The sequence below is a fragment of the Fuscibacter oryzae genome (assembly GCF_016765795.1).
Classification (GTDB): Bacteria; Pseudomonadota; Alphaproteobacteria; order Rhodobacterales; family Rhodobacteraceae; genus Fuscibacter; species Fuscibacter oryzae.
The window spans coordinates 18771-34118 of sequence record NZ_JAESVP010000006.1; the positions used below are offsets into that span (position 1 = coordinate 18771).

Consider the following 15348-nt stretch of genomic DNA (forward strand, 5'->3'; position numbering starts at 1 on the left):
CTATCCCCTTATGCGCGCGCCAGAATCCGATCGATGCGGCTGCGCACCGGCTCGGGTTCAGGTTCCGTGGGCGCGTAGACATCGCGGAACATCGACGACAGCGGCGGCTCGTGCTGGGCCACGGTGAAGTCGATGGTTGCATCCATTTCGGCGGCCACTTCGGCGTCCAAAGCATCCAGCGCGCTTTCCTCGGCCAGTTTGCGGCTGATCAGCGCGTTGCGGGCGAAGGCCACCGGGTCCTTGTTGCGGCCCTGTTCTTCCTCGACCGGATCGCGGTAGGGCGATTTGTCTTTGCGGGCATGGCCGTAAAAGCGGTAGCAATCCACCACCAGAAACGCAGGCTTGCCCGCGCGCACGCCATCGACCAGACGGCGGCCTGCCTCGGCCACAGCCTCGACATCCAGACCATCTACGGTTTCAGCGGCCAGACCGAAGGCCTGCGCGCGTTCGTGCAGGCGGGGGTTGGCGGTGGCCTGATCGATCCGCGTCCCCATGCCGTATTGGTTGTTGATGCAGACGAAGAGGCAAGGCAGTTGCCAAAGCGCCGCCATGTTCATGCTTTCATAGAGGATACCCTGCCCGGTCGCGCCATCGCCGAAGAACGCTGCCGAAATCGCGCCGGATTTCTTGTGCCGTGCCGCAAGGCCCGCCCCGACAACCGCCGGAATACCGCCGCCCACGATGGCATTGGCGCCCAGATGGCCCAGCCCCATATCGGCGATGTGCATCGAGCCGCCCTTGCCGTGGCAATAGCCCGCCTCTTTGCCGCCGATTTCGGCCATCATCCGGTTTGGGTCAGCCCCGCGCGCCAGAAAGATGCCATGGCCACGGTGATGGGTGGTGAAGGTATCGCCCTCACGCATCGCGGCGCAAACGCCCGCCGCCGCACTTTCCTCGCCAATCGACAGGTGCAACATTGAGCCTGCGGATTGCCCGCGCACGAACAACTCGCCCACGCGTTCCTCAAAGGTGCGGATGCGGCGCATCATGCGGTAAAGCTGCGGCAGGTCGGTGTTGGACGCTGCGTCGGCCCGGTGAACAGCCTGTGGCTGGTTCATCATCGTCTCCGATCTTTCAAAGAAGGTTCAATTTGGTGCTGCGCGACACGACCGCGACGGCGACAAGGATGATCACACCCTTCACGATGGACTGGATGTACGTGTCCATACCCATCAGGTTCAGGCCATTGTTGATGACCCCGATGAACAAAGCGCCGAAAAAGGTGCCCAGAACCGTGGCCGTGCCGGGCCGCAGCATGGTCATGCCGATGAACACCGTGGCCAGACCATCCAGCAGATAGCGCTCGCCTGCATTGGGCTGGCCCGATCCCAGCCGCGCGGCCAGCAGCGTGCCCGCCACTACGGCAAACAGCGAACAGACGATCAGCGAGGCGGCGCGATACCGGCGCACCTTGACGCCCGACAGCTCTGCCGCCTTCTGGTTGCCACCGACGGCATAGATATAGCGGCCAAAGATCGTCCGCTCCATCACGAACCAGGCAAGGGCCACTGCCGCCAGCATGAAGAAGGCCAACACCGGAATACCGGCCACCTTGCCCTGCCCCAGCCACAAGTAGCCATCTGGCAGGCCGCCATAGATCGCGCGGCCCCCGGTCATCAGGAAGTTGACGCCGAACAGGATCGACCCGGTGGCCAGCGTGGCGATCAGCGAGGGGATGCCGACCAGCGTGACCAGCCCGGCATTCACCGCGCCCACCACCAGCCCCGCGCCCAACCCCGCCAGCAACGCGAGCGGCAGCGCCACCCCCTTGACCAGCAGCAAGGGCACCAGCACCCCTGCCAGCCCGACGGCAAAGCCGACCGACAGGTCCATCTCCCGCGCAGCAAAGCCAAAGGTCAGGCCCGCGCCAACTATGGTCAGCATGGAAATCTGCTGCGCGATATTCAGAATGTTCTGCGGTGTCAGGAACTTGTCCACCACCAGCGCAAAGACCAGAAACATCACGACCAGCACCACCAGCGTGCTGTAGCGTTGCACATGATCCTTGCGGATCGGGCCAAACAGGATGTCGGGGTTGCTGGCCGGGCCAGTCTTGGTCAGATCGCTCATGCTGCGGTTCCTGAAATGGCGGCGATGAAGGTGCTTTCCGAAAACCCGCTTTGGGCAATTTCGGGACCGGGTCGCTGATTGGCAAAGGGGATGACGCGATGCGCCACGGATTCGATTTCCAGCAGGTCGGAAGAGGCGATGATGATGCCCACGCCTTCAGCGGCCAGTCGGCGCATCTCGGCGTAAATCTCGGCCTTGGCACCGATATCGACGCCTTCGGTGGGCTCGATGAAGATCATCACCCGGTATCGGCCCTCGGCCCCATACAGCCATTTGCCGATCGAGATCTTTTGCTTGTTGCCGCCCGACAGGGTCTTCAGCAGCTGCCCCGACCCATGCGCCTTGACGTTCAACAGCTTCATCACGCGCTGCGCCTCGGCCTCTTCGCGGCGGATCGACAAAACGCCCGCGCCAAGCGCGCCATGGGTGGGGTGAACCATCGCCAGGTTCTCGCGCACCGTCCATTCGCCGATCAGCGCATATTCCATGCGGTGATCGGGAACCAGCGCGATGCCCGCCGCCTGCATCTGGCCAACCGGGCCGGGTTGCACCGTCTTGCCCGCAACATTCATCCGCGCACAGCGCGCGCCTGCCGGGTTGTGCAGCGACCGGGCAAAGCCGAAATGCCCCGCCCCGGTCAGCCCGATCAGGCCGACGATCTCGCCCGCGTGCAGGCTGAATTGCGGCACATGCACGCCGCCAACCTGCCAATCGGCCAGATCCAGAACCACCTCATCCTTGCGGAGACCGGCATCGGCCCCGCGCAGGTTCGCCCCGCCAGACCGGCGCAGCATCATATCCACCAGATCATGCTCGGTCATGGTGTCGGCGCTGTCGGTGCGGATGTGGCGGCCGTCCCGCAGCACGGTGATCCGGTCGGACAGTGCCTTGATTTCAGACAGGAAGTGGCTGATCAGAACCACACCGACGCCCTGTTGCGGCAGGCGGCGTATGATGCCCCAAAGCTGTTCCTTTTCGCGCGCGGGCAAAGTGGCGGTCGGTTCATCCAGAATGACGATCCGCGCCGCGCCACGCAGGGCGCGTACAATTTCAATCACCTTGCGGTCGGCCATCGGCAATTCGCCAACCGGTCGGCCAAGGTCAATTCTTACCTGCGGGAACCATTTAGCGACCAGCGCCGCCGCCTCGGCCCGCAAGGCACCGGTGCGGATCACCGCCCCCGCCCGTTTCGGTTCGGCCCCCAGCAGGATATTCTCGGCCCCGGTCAGGCCGGGCACCAGACTGCCCTCTTGGCTGACATGGGCGATGCCCTGCACCAGGGCGTCATGCGGCGAGGTCAGGCGCACCGCCCGCCCGTCAATCTGCACCATTCCCGCGCTGGGTTGCAGGCTGCCGCCCAGAATGTTGACCAGCGTGGATTTGCCCGCGCCGTTCTCGCCGATCAGGCCATGCACCTCATCGGTGCGAAAGCCCGCCGTCACCCCGTCCAGCGCGCGGGTGCCGGGGAATTGCATCGTGATGTCGGAAAGCACGATTTCCATGCGCCACCCCTTCTTGTCGAAAGCAGGGCCGGGGCAGCCAAGCCGCCCCGGCAGGTTGATCACATGAAGTCTTTGCAGTTCTTCTTGGTGACCAGCGGCGCATCCATATAAACGGTCTTGGCGGGCAGAACGTCATCGGGGTTCTTCTTGTCCACGACGATTTCCTGAATCCACTCACCCACCTGCGCACCCATCTTTTCGAACGGCTGGCTGACGGTGGCGATCATCTGGCTATCGGGCTTGCAGACCTCGGCAATCGCCTGCGGATGGCCGTCGATGCCGATGACCTTCACATCTTTCAGACCGGCGGCATTCAGCACGTTGACGGCGGCCTGCGCCGGTTCATCCCAGGGTGCCCAGACGGCGTTGATTTCGGTGCCGAAGCGGGCAACGTAATCTTCCATCGTCTTGTTGGTGTCTTCGAAGAAGGCGGTATAGTCGATATTGTGTTCTGCCAGAACCTTCACATCGGGGTATTCCTTCAGCACGGTTTCCATCACGTCACCGCGCTTGCGGGTGCCGTGGTGTTCGGCCATACGCAGGAAGATGATGTTCCCTTTGCCGCCCAGCTGGTCCAGCAGATAAACCGACACGTCGGACGACATCGCCCAGTTGTTGGTGGTGATATCGACCAGAACGCCTTCGGTGTAACCCGAATCCACGGCGAAAACCGGAATGTTCGCGGCCTTGGCGGCATCAAGGGCGGCACGGCTGGCGCGCAGGTCGGCCATGGTGATCACGATGGCATCGACGCCCCGGCTGGCGGCGTCCTGAATATTCGAGGCGGTCGCCTCGCCCGAACCACCGCTGTCCAGCAGGCTGACGTTCCAGTCGGTCTTGCCGGTTTCGGCAAGCCAAGCGTCAAAGCCCGCCTTCACCCGCGATTCAGATTGTGCCGCTGCATTGGCATGAACCCAGGCCAGTTCCAGCGCATTGGCTGCCCCCGCCGACAAAGCCAGCAACGAGCAAGCCGCAACCATTCCGGCAAACCGGTTTTTCATCTGCTATTTCCTCCCTGAGCCAGTTAACTGGCAATAACCCCGTGCCGGTCCTCTGCCGACGCGGTAAGGGTGCAGTGAGCCGTTACAGTTGTCAAGTGTGATGACATTTGTAATATTATGGGTGGGACGAGGGCGAGGAGCGTTGGTAAAGATGGCCGGAGAAAATCAGGAAGATCAGGTTCTTATGGCCCGTGCGGCCTGGCTGTATTACGTTGGCGGGCTGAACCAGGAGGCGGCGGCAAAGCGTCTGGGCCTGACGCGCGCCCGGGTGAACAAGCTGCTGTCAGATGCGCGTGACAGCGGGTTGGTCAGCATTTCAATCAATCCCGCCAATGTCGGATTGCTGCCCGTGGAGGAGGCGATTCGCCTGCGCTATGGCTTGGATTTCTGCATCTGCACCCCCGCGCTTGGCCATGACGCTGACCGCAGCGAAAGCGAATCCCTTCTGTCGCGCTTTGCCTTTCGTGCGGTCGGCACCGCTGCGGCCACCCATTTGCGGCGGCATCTGGCCGAAACCCCCTTGGCCATCATCGGCACCGGATGGGGCCGCACACTGGAACAGATGACGCTGCAACTGGCCGGGGTTTCGGCACCCAAGGCGCGGTTCATCAGCCTGATGGGGTCTCTGACCTCGAACCTTGCCTATAACCCGTTCGAAGTGGTGCACGCCTTTGCCCGCGCCACCGGGGCCGAAGGGTTCTTTCTGCCGGTACCCTTCATCGCCGACACGCCAGAGGTGCGCCAGATCCTGCTTTCGCAGCAATCGGTGCAACAGGCCCTTGTGCTGGCCCGTTCGACAACCGTGGCCTATATCTCGATCGGTGAATTGCGCGAGGGGTCGTTGCTGCGGTCGCAAGGCATGATCTCGGCCCGAGAGATGGAAGAACTGCGCGAACTTGGGGCGGTGGGCGATACCAACGGGCTGTTCTTTGATGCCGCAGGTCTGGCCGTGGACCACCCGCTGAACCAGCGCACCATCGCGCTGGGGTTCGAGGATCTGCGCAAGACCTGCACCGTGGCGTTGGTGGCCGGTCGGTCCAAGTTACAGGCGTCAAAGGGCTTTCTGGCCAGCGGCGTGGCGCGCGGGCTGATCATCGACGGCGATACGGCCATCGAACTGGCTGCCGGGATGTAGCAGCGCGGAAGGCCCCTATACCTGCGTCACAGCCCAGCTTGGGGCCCGGCCAACCGGACACCCTTCAACCGGGGGCCGCGCAGGGGCTGACTGGCAGCGACAGGTTTGGTGAAATACTCCGGTCGAACCAGCACATCCGCCAGGGTATATTTGCGCAGCACCGCAACAAAGGCCTCCAATGCCTCATTGGCGAAATTTGGCAACTGGCAGGGCCGCGAGATGCGGCAGGCATTGCCGGTCAGAAAGCATTCGAACAGGCCAAAGTCAGGTTCTGTCGTCAGCACGACATCGGCCATGTTGATCTGATCGGCGGGCACAGCCAACGCAAGACCACCGTTCCGCCCCTTCATCGAGGCGATGAAGCCGCCATGCGCCAGGGTCATCACCACCTTTTTCAGATGGCCGTGCGAAATGGCGAAATAATCGGCGGCCTCTGAAATGGTCACGCGGCCTTGGGGATGGGCGGCGGCATAGATCAACAGCCGAATGGCATAATCGGTAAAACTGGTCAGGCGCACGAAAACCTCCGGGGTGGGTGGCCAGCATTCGGAGATTCTGACCAGCCGTCAAGCAAATGGGGCGGCGGCATTGCTGCCCGGCGCATGGCATATAAAAAGGATATTTTGTTTGACCCAAATCAAGGCAGGCCATCGTTCGACCGATTAGTTCGGTCCCATGAACCATATCCTGCCCAGAATGATCCTGTGTCTGTGCCTCAGCCTTCTGATGGCTGTGGCCGGCGTGCAGGGCGCGCTTGCCTGTGGCGGGCGGGTTCCGGTAACCGCGCTGGTGATCTGCGGTCATGCTGGTGCCGAGACGATCTGGCTGGATGCACAGGGTCAGCCGGTGCCCAAGGCCAAGGGGCACTGCCCAGATTGCCTTGGAACGCCCGCCGCAACCCTTGCCGACCCGCAGGTTGTGCCCGCTTTCATCGCCCGCGACGCAACAGCGCTGTCTGCCACGCCCGCACCAGCGTTCCACCTTTCCGCCAAATCCCCCTCGTTTCTGGCCCGCGGCCCGCCGCGCACGTCCTGAGCATGGAATTTCCGATGATCCTGACAATCCGCCTCGTTTTTGCGCTGTTTCTGGCCTGCCTTGCCCCGGCGGCCATGGCCGAAAGCGTTCTGTCGAAATACCTGCCGCAGACGCAGGCCGCCGATCTTGTCGCGGGTGCCGACAGTTTTGGCCCGATCAGCGCGGATGTGGCGGTTGCCCCTGTGATGAAAGGGGCCGAGCAACTGGGCTGGGCCTACATCACCTCTGATTTCGTCGGCACCACAGGTTATTCGGGCAAGCCCATCCACGTCATGGTCGCGCTGGCGACCGATGGCAAGGTGATCGGCGTCAAGCTGATCAAGCATTCCGAACCCATCGTCCTGATCGGCATTCCCGAAGCCAAGGTCAAGGCGCTGGCGGCCAGTTATATCGGCATGGATCTGGTGGCCGAAGCCTCTGACAATGGGTCGGGCCACAAGCTCGACATCATTTCCGGCGCGACCGTCACGGTGATGGTGATCGACGATTCCATCGTGCGGTCGGGCATCAAGGTGGCCCGCGCCCTTGGCCTGGGCGGCTTGATGCCTGCCGAGGCGAAAGGCCCCAAGGCCGAGATTGACCCCGCCGTCGTGGCCCCCGCCGACTGGCTGGCGCTGGAGGGGGATGGCACGGTGCGGCGGCTGTCGCTGGACGTGGGGCAGGTCAACGCGGCCTTTGCGGCCCTGCCCGATCCGCGCGCGGCACAGCGTGCCATGACCGACCCGCCCACCACCACCTTTATCGATATGGAAATGGCGCTGGTCTCGCCTCCAGCCATCGCCAAGGCCGTTCTGGGCGAGGCAGAGGCCGCCAATCTGGCGGGCTGGCTGAAACCGGGCGATCAGGCAGTGGCGATTGCCGCAAACGGCATCTATTCCTTCAAAGGGTCGGGCTATGTGCGCGGCGGCATCTTTGACCGCATTGTTCTGGTGCAAGACGATGTGACCGTGCGCTTCCATGACCGCGACCACAAGCGCCTGGTCTCGATCCCCGCCCCCGGCGCCCCGGGTTTTACCGAAAGCGACCTGTTCCGCATTCCCGCCGATCTGGGGTTTGACCCGGCCAAGCCGTTCCGCCTGCAACTCTTGGTCCAGCGCCCGGTGGCGGCGACCGAAAAGGTCTTTACCACCTTCGATCTGGCCTATCAGCTACCCGCCCGCTATCTGAAGCCGGTCGTGGCCACCAAAGCAGCAGAGCCTGCCGTCGCCCCTGTCGAGGACGAAACCGCCGCGCAAAGCGATCTTTGGAAAAAGATCTGGGAAAGCAAAAAGGTCGAGATCGCGGGCCTTGCCGTCATGCTGGCGGTGCTGACGCTGGTGTTCTTCTTCCAGACCTTCGCCACGCGCAATGCCAAGGGGTTCCTGTGGTTCCGCATGGGGTTTCTGACCGTGACGCTGGTGTTTCTGGGCTTTTACGCCAATGCCCAGCTATCGGTGGTGAACCTGCTGGCTCTGTTCGGGGCTTTGACCACGCATTTTTCCTGGCAGGCATTCCTGCTTGATCCCCTGACCTTCATCCTGTGGTTTGCGGTTGCCACGGCGCTCTTGTTCTGGGGCCGGGGGGCCTATTGCGGCTGGCTTTGCCCCTTTGGCGCGCTGCAAGAGATCACGAACCGCATCGCCCGCGCCCTGCACATCCCGCAATGGACGCTGCCCTGGGGCCTGCACGAACGGCTGTGGCCGATCAAATACATGATCTTCCTTGGCCTGTTCGGCGTCTCGCTGATGTCGATCGAACAGGCCGAGCATCTGGCCGAGGTTGAACCCTTCAAGACCGCCATCATTCTGAAATTCCTGCGCGCCTGGCCCTTTGTGGCCTATGCGTCGGCGCTGCTGATCGCAGGCTTGTTCGTTGAACGCTTCTACTGCCGCTATCTGTGCCCGCTGGGTGCGGCGCTGGCCATTCCGGCGCGGCTGCGGATGTTCGACTGGCTGAAGCGCTATCACGAATGCGGAAACCCCTGCCAGACCTGCGCCAATGAATGCCCGGTGCAGGCGATCCATCCGACGGGAGAGATCAACCCGAACGAATGCGTCAACTGCCTGCATTGCCAGGTTCTGTACCAAAGCCACGCCAAATGCCCCGTCGTCATCCGCAAGGACAAGCGGCGCGCCAGTCTGGCCCCCAGCGCAAGCGCGGTTCCGCGCGATCTGCGCAACCACCCCAACGTCAAACCCCAATCCTCCCAACAGTGAAAGGAGTTCCACAATGACACAGGAACCTAAACCCGGAATCAGCCGCCGCATGTTGCTTGGCGCGTCGGCAGGCACGGCGGCCATCGCCGGAACGCTGGGCGGGCGCATTGCCCTGACCGGCGGCGGTGCTGCGGGCCTTGCCGCGCTAGGCGCAAGCCCGGCATCGGCGGCAGCAGAAGCCGGCAGCTTTGAGGTGGCACCCGGCCAGCTTGACGAATACTACGGCTTCTGGTCCTCGGGCCAGACTGGCGAGATGCGTATCCTTGGCGTTCCGTCGATGCGCGAGCTGATGCGCGTGCCGGTGTTCAACCGTTGCTCTGCCACCGGCTGGGGTCGCACCAACGAGTCGATCCGCATCCATCAGCGCACGATGAGCGAACACACCAAGAAGTTCCTCGCGGCGAATGGCCAGAAGGTGCATGACAACGGCGACCTGCACCACGTCCACATGTCTTTTACCGAAGGCAAGTATGACGGCCAGTTCCTGTTCATGAACGACAAGGCCAACACCCGCGTGGCCCGCGTACGTTGTGACGTGATGAAATGCGATGCCATCCTAGAGGTGCCGAACGCCCATGCCATCCACGGCCTGCGTCCGCAGAAATGGCCGCGCTCGAACTATGTGTTCTGCAACGGCGAAGATGAAACGCCGCTGGTGAACGATGGTTCCACCATGACCGACGTTTCAACCTATGTGAATATTTTCACCGCCGTCGATGCCGACAAGTGGGATGTGGCATGGCAGGTGATCGTGTCGGGCAACCTTGATAACACCGATGCCGATTACGAAGGCAAATGGGCGTTCTCGACCAGCTATAACAGCGAAATGGGCATGAACACCGCCGAGATGACCTCGGCCGACATGGACCATGTGGTCGTCTTCAACATCGCCGAGATCGAAAAGGCCATCGCTGCGGGCCAGTATCAGGAGCTGAATGGCGCAAAGGTCGTGGATGGGCGGAAAGAGGCGAAAAGCCAGTTCACCCGATATATCCCGGTCGCCAACAACCCGCATGGCTGCAACATGGCGCCCGACAAGGTTCACCTGTGCATCGGCGGCAAGCTGTCACCCACGGTGACGGTGATCGACGTGACCAAGCTGGACACCCTGTTCAACTCCGACGCCGATCCGCGTTCGGTCATCGTGGCAGAGCCGGAACTGGGCCTTGGCCCGTTGCACAACGCCTTTGACGGGCAAGGCAACGTCTATACCTCGCTGTTCCTCGACAGCCAGGTGGTCAAGTGGAACATCGAAAAGGCCAAAGCGCTGTACAAGGGCGAGAAAGTCGATCCTATCCTTGACAAGTGCGACGTGCAGTATCAGCCCGGCCATCTGAAAACCTCGATGGGCGAGACGCTGGAGGCTGATGGCAAATGGCTGGTTTGCCTGTGCAAATTCTCGAAAGACCGCTTCCTGAACGTCGGCCCCTTGAAACCCGAGAACGACCAGCTGATCGACATTTCGGGCGACAAGATGAAGGTCATCCATGATGGCCCGAACTTTGCCGAACCGCATGACGCCATCGCGGTTCATGCCAGCAAGATGGGCAACATCAAGTCGGTCTGGGACCGCAAGGACCGCATGTGGGCCGAAACCCGCAAGCAGGCCGAAGCGGACGGCGTGAACCTGGACGACTGGCAGGACATGGTGATCCGCGACAAGGACGATGCAACCAAGGTGCGCGTCTATATCTCGTCGCAGGCTCCGTCTTTCGCGCTGGAGCAGTTCGAGGTGAACGAGGGCGACGAGGTTACGGTGATCATCACCAACCTTGATGACATCGACGATCTGACCCACGGCTTCACCATGGGCGGGCATGGCGTGGCGATGGAGATCGGGCCGCAAGCCACCAGTTCCGTGACCTTCGTTGCGGCCAATCCGGGGGTTTACTGGTATTATTGCCAGTGGTTCTGCCACGCGCTGCACATGGAAATGCGCGGCCGCATGTTCGTGAAACCAAAGGCCTGATCCATGCTGTTCCGGGCCATCCTTTTCAGCCTTCTTGCCCTGCCTTTGCGGGCCGAGGTCGTTCAGGTGCCGCCCGGTGCGGATGCCTTGCGCGTTGCCATTGCGGCGGCGCGTCCTGGCGATGTGCTGATGCTGACGGCGGGGTCTTATGGCCCCGCCGTCATCGACAAACCGCTGACCATCGACGGGCAGGGCAAGGCGGTGGTGGACGGTGGCCATAAGGGCACCGTTCTGCTGGTCACTGCAGATGACGTGACGCTGCGGCGCCTGACCGTTAAGGGGTCTGGCGCGCGGGATGAAGACATTGATTCCGGCATCAAGGTGATCAAGGGCGTGGCCCGCACCGTGGTGGAAGACAACATCCTGACTGACAACATGCACGGCGTGGATTTCCATGGTGCCGTGGATGCGATTGCGCGGCGCAATGTGATCACCGGGCGGCAAGACCATCATATGGTGGCGCGCGGCAATGGCTTTTACGTCTGGAACGCGCCCGGCGTGGTGATCGAGGATAACTCGGTGCGCTATGGCCGCGACGGCATCTTTTCGAACGCGTCAAGGAAGGACACCTTCCGCCGCAATACCTTTCGCGACCTGCGTTTTGCCATCCACTACATGTATACGAATGACAGTTCGGTTATCGACAACATATCGGTCGGCAATCACCTTGGATTTGCGATGATGTATTCGCGGCGGGTCGAGGTGCGGGGCAATATCTCGCTTTCGGACCGCGACCATGGGGTGATGCTGAATTCAACCAACGAATCTGACGTGACCGGCAATCTGGTGGTGGGGGCGGCGAAATGCACCTTCCTTTACGACGCCAACAAGAACCTGATCGCGGGCAACCGCTTTGAGGGCTGCGACATCGGCATTCATTACACTGCGGGTTCGGCGCGCAATGCGGTGACGGGAAATGCCTTCATCGCCAACCGCAATCAGGTGAAATACGTCGGCACCCGTGATCTGGAATGGAGCCTTGAGGGGCGGGGCAACCATTGGTCCGACCTTGCCGCCTTTGACCTAAACGGCGACGGGTTTGCCGATCAGGCCTTTCGCCCCAATGACATGATGGACCACATCCTGTGGTCGCAACCCGCAGCCGGGCTGCTGATCGGCTCTCCTGCGGTGCAACTGATCCGGTGGAGCCAGCAAAGTTTTCCTGCGACGCTGCCCGGCGGGATCATTGACAGCCATCCGCTGATGGCCCCGATCCAGATCGACATTCCCGCCGAATGGCTGGCCGCGCAAGCCGAGGTCGGCGACCGCTGGCAGAAAGAGACTGAACGTGACGCTGAAGCTGACCTCTCTGACTAAGCGCTATGGCGCGGCCACGGCGCTGAGCGGCGTGTCGTTCTCGGTTTCTGCCGGGGAACGGGTAGCGCTGCTTGGCCATAATGGCGCGGGCAAATCGACGCTTATGAAGATCGTGCTGGGCCTGATCCCGTTCGACGGGGGCGAGGTGTCAGTTCTGGGGGTGACCCCCGGCTCAGCGGTGGCGCGGACGGGCGTGGCCTATCTGCCCGAGAACGTGGCCTTTCACCCCGCTCTGACGGGCGAGGAACAGATCCGCCTGTTCCTGTCCTTGCGCGGGGAAAACCCCGGTCAGGCCCGCGCCCTGCTGGAGCGGGTTGGCCTGCACGAAGCCGCAGGTCGGCGGATCGGCAGCTATTCCAAGGGGATGCGGCAGCGCGTCGGGCTGGCGCAGGCCCTGATCGGCCATCCGCGCCTGCTGGTGCTGGACGAACCGACCTCTGGCCTTGATCCCGTATCGCGGCGCGATTTCTATGCTTTGCTGGATGGGCTTGCGGCGGAAGGCGCGGCGATCCTGCTATCGTCGCACGCGCTGACCGAGGTCGAGGCGCGGACCGACCGCATCGTGATCCTGTCGGGCGGGCATCTGGTGGCCACCGGCGCGCTGGAGACGCTGCGGCGGCAGGCCGGGCTACCGGTCGTGCTGCTGGTCACTCCGGTTTCGGGGCAAGCTATGGCCGTGGCGGCGGGCCTGCCGGGCAGTCGCATTGCGGGGGACAAAGTGGTGCTGACTGTGCCGCCCGATGACAAGCTGTCCGAGCTTGCCCGCATCACCGCCCTTGGCACAATCATCGCCGATGTCGATCTGGTCCCGCCGTCGCTGGAAGACATCTATAGCCACTTCAGCCGGAGGGACGGACAATGACCCGCATCCTTGCCCTGTCTCTTGCCGAATTCCGCATTGGCCTGCGCAACCGCTGGCTGGCCATCGCCGTGGGGCTGATGGTGTTGTTCTCGCTGGTCTTGTCCGCCGCTGGGTCCGGCGCAACCGGCACCTTGGGCGCCGACCGACTGTCGGTCACCGTGGCCAGCCTGACCAGCCTGTCGGTTTACCTTGTGCCGCTGATGGCGCTGCTGATGTCCTTTGATGCCATTGCGGGTGAGGTTGAACGCGGTACCCTGCCCCTGATCTTGACCTATCCAGTGGCGCGGGCGCAGATTCTGGCAGGCAAGGCGCTGGCCCATCTGGTCATTCTGACGCTGGCCCTGACGGCGGGCTATGGCGCGGCGGGACTGGTGGCGATCTTGGTCGATCCGCAGGCGGCGCAGGGCCTGCCCGCGCTGGTGCGGCTGATCTTGTCCTCGGTCGCGCTGGGGGCGACATTCCTTGGCCTTGGTTATGCCCTGTCGGCCCTGTCACGCAGGCCGTCGGGGGCGGCGGGGCTGGCGGTCGGCCTGTGGCTGGTGGCGGTGGTGCTGTATGATCTGGCGTTGCTGGCGGTGGTGGTGGCCGACAATGGCGGCACCTTTACCACGCAGGTCTTTCCGCTGACGCTGCTAGGTAACCCGGCCGATGCCTTTCGCCTATATAACCTTGCCGCCTCGCAAGCCACGGCGGCGGCGGCGGGCGTTGCCGCAGCGGCGCAGTCGGTGCCGGTCTGGCAATCGCTGACCTCCATCCTGATCTGGCCCGCGCTGGCCTTTGGTGCGGCTCTTCTGACCTTCCGCAAGGTGGTGCCATGAAACGGCTTTTCCTCGCCCTTCTGCTGCTGGCCGCCTGTCGGCAAGAGGCGGCCATCCCCGACCCCGTTGCGCTGACGCCAGAGTCGGTAGGCTATTTCTGCCAAATGAACATCCTTGATCACGGCGGCCCCAAGGCGCAGGTGCATCTGGATACCTTCCCCGGTCGTCCGTTGTTCTTCAGCCAGATCAGCGATGCGGCGGCCTATCTGCGGATGCCCGAACGCGATGGGCAGATTGTGGCGACCTATGTCACCGACATGGGCGCGGCGGACTGGAACGCACCGGACCGCGCGCCTTGGGTCGAGGCGTCGAAGGCCACCTATGTCGTCGGTTCCGACCGTCTTGGCGGTATGGACCAGCCCGAACTCATCCCCTTTGCCGACCCTGCCAAGGCCAGCACCTTTGCTGCGCAGCATGGCGGCATGGTGCAGACGCTGGATCAGATCCTCGCCACCGCCCCCACCAAAACCCAAGACGCCGCCGCGCCGGATGACGACGCCGATTTCGCCGCACGCTTGTCGCGCGCCAAGGAAAGCAACTGACATGACCCTGACCAGACGCCGCTTTCTGACCATCGCCGCCGCCCTTGCCGCCACGCCGGTACACGCCCTGACCGAATGGCGCGGCATGGCCCTTGGGGCCCGTGCCCGCATTCTGATCGACCATCCGCAGGCCGCCCGGATCACCGCAGAGGCCGCGGCAGAGATCGACCGGCTGGAAGGTATCTTTTCGCTTTACCGCGCCGACAGCGCGCTGTCCCGCCTGAACGCCACGGGCACATTGGACGCCCCGCCGTTCGAACTGCTGGAATGCCTTGCCCTGTGCGATGCCGTCCACGGCGCGACCGGGGGTCTCTTCGACCCCACGGTTCAACCGCTCTGGGCGCTTTACGCCGAAAGCTATAGCGCCGGACGCGCGCCCGTGGCAGCGCAGATCACGGCGGCGCTGTCGCGCACCGGCTGGTCCGATGTCAGGTTTGATGCCGATGCCGTGCGGCTGCGCCCCGGTATGGCGCTGACCTTGAATGGCGTGGCGCAGGGCTTCATCGCCGACAAGATCGCGGCCCTGCTGCGCGCGCAGGGCCTGAGCCATGTGATGATCGACACCGGAGAGTTGCAGGCCTTGGGCCCGATGCCCGATGGGGCCGGTTGGCCGGTGCATCTGACCAGCGGCGGCACGCTTGCCCTGCGCGAGGGAGGTCTGGCCAGTTCGTCTGCCCTTGGCACCACATTCGATACGGCGGGCAAGGTGGGCCACATCCTGCATCCGCAAACCGGCCTGCCCGCAACCGCGCATTGGCGGCTGGTGACGATGACGGCACCAAGCGCAGGCCTTGCTGACGCCCTTTCCACATCGGCCTGCCTGATGACCACCGAAGACGCCATCCGCAAGGCGGTGGCCCGGCTGGAAGGGGCCAACCTTGCCCATCTGGCCTGATGCTGCG

At 63.2% G+C, this 15348-nt stretch carries 14 protein-coding genes; 9 read left to right on the top strand and 5 right to left on the bottom strand.

All coding sequences use genetic code 11. The features are described 5' to 3' along the window. Positions 1-8: 8 nt before the first annotated feature. Genes JI744_RS12730 through JI744_RS12745 form a run of 4 tightly spaced genes read right to left on the bottom strand, consistent with a single transcriptional unit; the run spans position 9 to position 4573 of the window. On the bottom strand, positions 9-1058 hold the full coding sequence (locus tag JI744_RS12730; RefSeq protein ID WP_202661517.1) for a thiamine pyrophosphate-dependent dehydrogenase E1 component subunit alpha: 1050 nt from the start codon (positions 1056-1058) through the stop codon (positions 9-11). 16 nt (positions 1059-1074) lie between these two features. Next, complete coding sequence (locus JI744_RS12735; protein WP_202661518.1) at positions 1075-2070, bottom strand: ABC transporter permease; 996 nt, start codon at positions 2068-2070, stop codon at positions 1075-1077. Continuing rightward, on the bottom strand, positions 2067-3572 hold the full coding sequence (locus JI744_RS12740) for a sugar ABC transporter ATP-binding protein (RefSeq protein WP_202661519.1): 1506 nt from the start codon (positions 3570-3572) through the stop codon (positions 2067-2069). The genes JI744_RS12735 and JI744_RS12740 overlap by 4 nt, the downstream gene beginning before the upstream one ends. A 59-nt stretch (positions 3573-3631) precedes the next feature. Next, positions 3632-4573: a sugar ABC transporter substrate-binding protein gene (locus tag JI744_RS12745; RefSeq protein WP_202661520.1), complete on the bottom strand. Its 942-nt coding sequence runs from the start codon at positions 4571-4573 to the stop codon at positions 3632-3634. 151 nt (positions 4574-4724) lie between these two features. On the opposite strand from JI744_RS12745, the gene JI744_RS12750 reads away from it, so the two are divergent. Continuing rightward, complete coding sequence (locus JI744_RS12750; protein ID WP_202661521.1) at positions 4725-5708, top strand: sugar-binding transcriptional regulator; 984 nt, start codon at positions 4725-4727, stop codon at positions 5706-5708. Positions 5709-5734: 26 nt separating this feature from the next. On the opposite strand, the gene JI744_RS12755 is transcribed toward JI744_RS12750, so the two are convergent. Further along, positions 5735-6226, bottom strand: a complete 492-nt coding sequence (locus tag JI744_RS12755) for an RrF2 family transcriptional regulator (protein ID WP_202661522.1) — start codon at positions 6224-6226, stop codon at positions 5735-5737. A gap of 157 nt (positions 6227-6383) precedes the next feature. Between JI744_RS12755 and JI744_RS12760 the strand changes: the two genes are divergently transcribed. From JI744_RS12760 to JI744_RS12795, 8 genes are read left to right on the top strand one after another with little or no spacing between them, the layout of a single operon-like run. Next, positions 6384-6743, top strand: coding sequence for a hypothetical protein (locus JI744_RS12760; RefSeq protein ID WP_202661523.1), 360 nt, complete (start codon positions 6384-6386; stop codon positions 6741-6743). 2 nt (positions 6744-6745) lie between these two features. Then, positions 6746-8938 carry a 4Fe-4S binding protein gene (locus JI744_RS12765; protein ID WP_407927593.1) on the top strand — a complete coding sequence of 731 codons (2193 nt, stop codon included), beginning with the start codon at positions 6746-6748 and terminating at the stop codon, positions 8936-8938. 13 nt (positions 8939-8951) lie between these two features. Continuing rightward, complete coding sequence (gene nosZ / locus JI744_RS12770) at positions 8952-10907, top strand: TAT-dependent nitrous-oxide reductase (RefSeq protein WP_202661524.1); 1956 nt, start codon at positions 8952-8954, stop codon at positions 10905-10907. A 3-nt stretch (positions 10908-10910) separates the two neighbouring features. Then, positions 10911-12224: a nitrous oxide reductase family maturation protein NosD gene (locus JI744_RS12775; RefSeq protein WP_202661525.1), complete on the top strand. Its 1314-nt coding sequence runs from the start codon at positions 10911-10913 to the stop codon at positions 12222-12224. After that, on the top strand, positions 12190-13086 hold the full coding sequence (locus JI744_RS12780) for an ABC transporter ATP-binding protein (RefSeq protein WP_202661732.1): 897 nt from the start codon (positions 12190-12192) through the stop codon (positions 13084-13086). Before JI744_RS12775 ends, JI744_RS12780 begins: the two co-directional genes overlap by 35 nt. Beyond that, positions 13083-13904 (top strand): ABC transporter permease, encoded by an 822-nt coding sequence (locus JI744_RS12785; protein ID WP_202661526.1) that lies wholly within the window; start codon positions 13083-13085, stop codon positions 13902-13904. The genes JI744_RS12780 and JI744_RS12785 overlap by 4 nt, the downstream gene beginning before the upstream one ends. After that, positions 13901-14446 (top strand): nitrous oxide reductase accessory protein NosL, encoded by a 546-nt coding sequence (locus JI744_RS12790; protein WP_202661527.1) that lies wholly within the window; start codon positions 13901-13903, stop codon positions 14444-14446. Before JI744_RS12785 ends, JI744_RS12790 begins: the two co-directional genes overlap by 4 nt. 1 nt (position 14447) lies before the next feature. Further along, positions 14448-15341: an FAD:protein FMN transferase gene (locus JI744_RS12795; protein ID WP_202661528.1), complete on the top strand. Its 894-nt coding sequence runs from the start codon at positions 14448-14450 to the stop codon at positions 15339-15341. Positions 15342-15348: the final 7 nt, after the last annotated feature.

Excerpts from the sequence above, each read along its gene's own strand:
- JI744_RS12745 (WP_202661520.1), bottom strand. The coding sequence starts at position 4,573 with ATGAAAAACCGGTTTGCCGGAATGGTTGCGGCTTGCTCGTTGCTGGCT.
- JI744_RS12735 (WP_202661518.1), bottom strand. The coding sequence starts at position 2,070 with ATGAGCGATCTGACCAAGACTGGCCCGGCCAGCAACCCCGACATCCTG.
- JI744_RS12790 (WP_202661527.1), top strand. The coding sequence starts at position 13,901 with ATGAAACGGCTTTTCCTCGCCCTTCTGCTGCTGGCCGCCTGTCGGCAA.
- nosZ (WP_202661524.1), top strand. The coding sequence starts at position 8,952 with ATGACACAGGAACCTAAACCCGGAATCAGCCGCCGCATGTTGCTTGGC.
- JI744_RS12760 (WP_202661523.1), top strand. The coding sequence starts at position 6,384 with ATGAACCATATCCTGCCCAGAATGATCCTGTGTCTGTGCCTCAGCCTT.
- JI744_RS12785 (WP_202661526.1), top strand. The coding sequence starts at position 13,083 with ATGACCCGCATCCTTGCCCTGTCTCTTGCCGAATTCCGCATTGGCCTG.
- JI744_RS12795 (WP_202661528.1), top strand. The coding sequence starts at position 14,448 with ATGACCCTGACCAGACGCCGCTTTCTGACCATCGCCGCCGCCCTTGCC.
- JI744_RS12750 (WP_202661521.1), top strand. The coding sequence starts at position 4,725 with ATGGCCGGAGAAAATCAGGAAGATCAGGTTCTTATGGCCCGTGCGGCC.
- JI744_RS12740 (WP_202661519.1), bottom strand. The coding sequence starts at position 3,572 with ATGGAAATCGTGCTTTCCGACATCACGATGCAATTCCCCGGCACCCGC.
- JI744_RS12765 (WP_407927593.1), top strand. The coding sequence starts at position 6,746 with ATGGAATTTCCGATGATCCTGACAATCCGCCTCGTTTTTGCGCTGTTT.
- JI744_RS12730 (WP_202661517.1), bottom strand. The coding sequence starts at position 1,058 with ATGAACCAGCCACAGGCTGTTCACCGGGCCGACGCAGCGTCCAACACC.
- JI744_RS12775 (WP_202661525.1), top strand. The coding sequence starts at position 10,911 with ATGCTGTTCCGGGCCATCCTTTTCAGCCTTCTTGCCCTGCCTTTGCGG.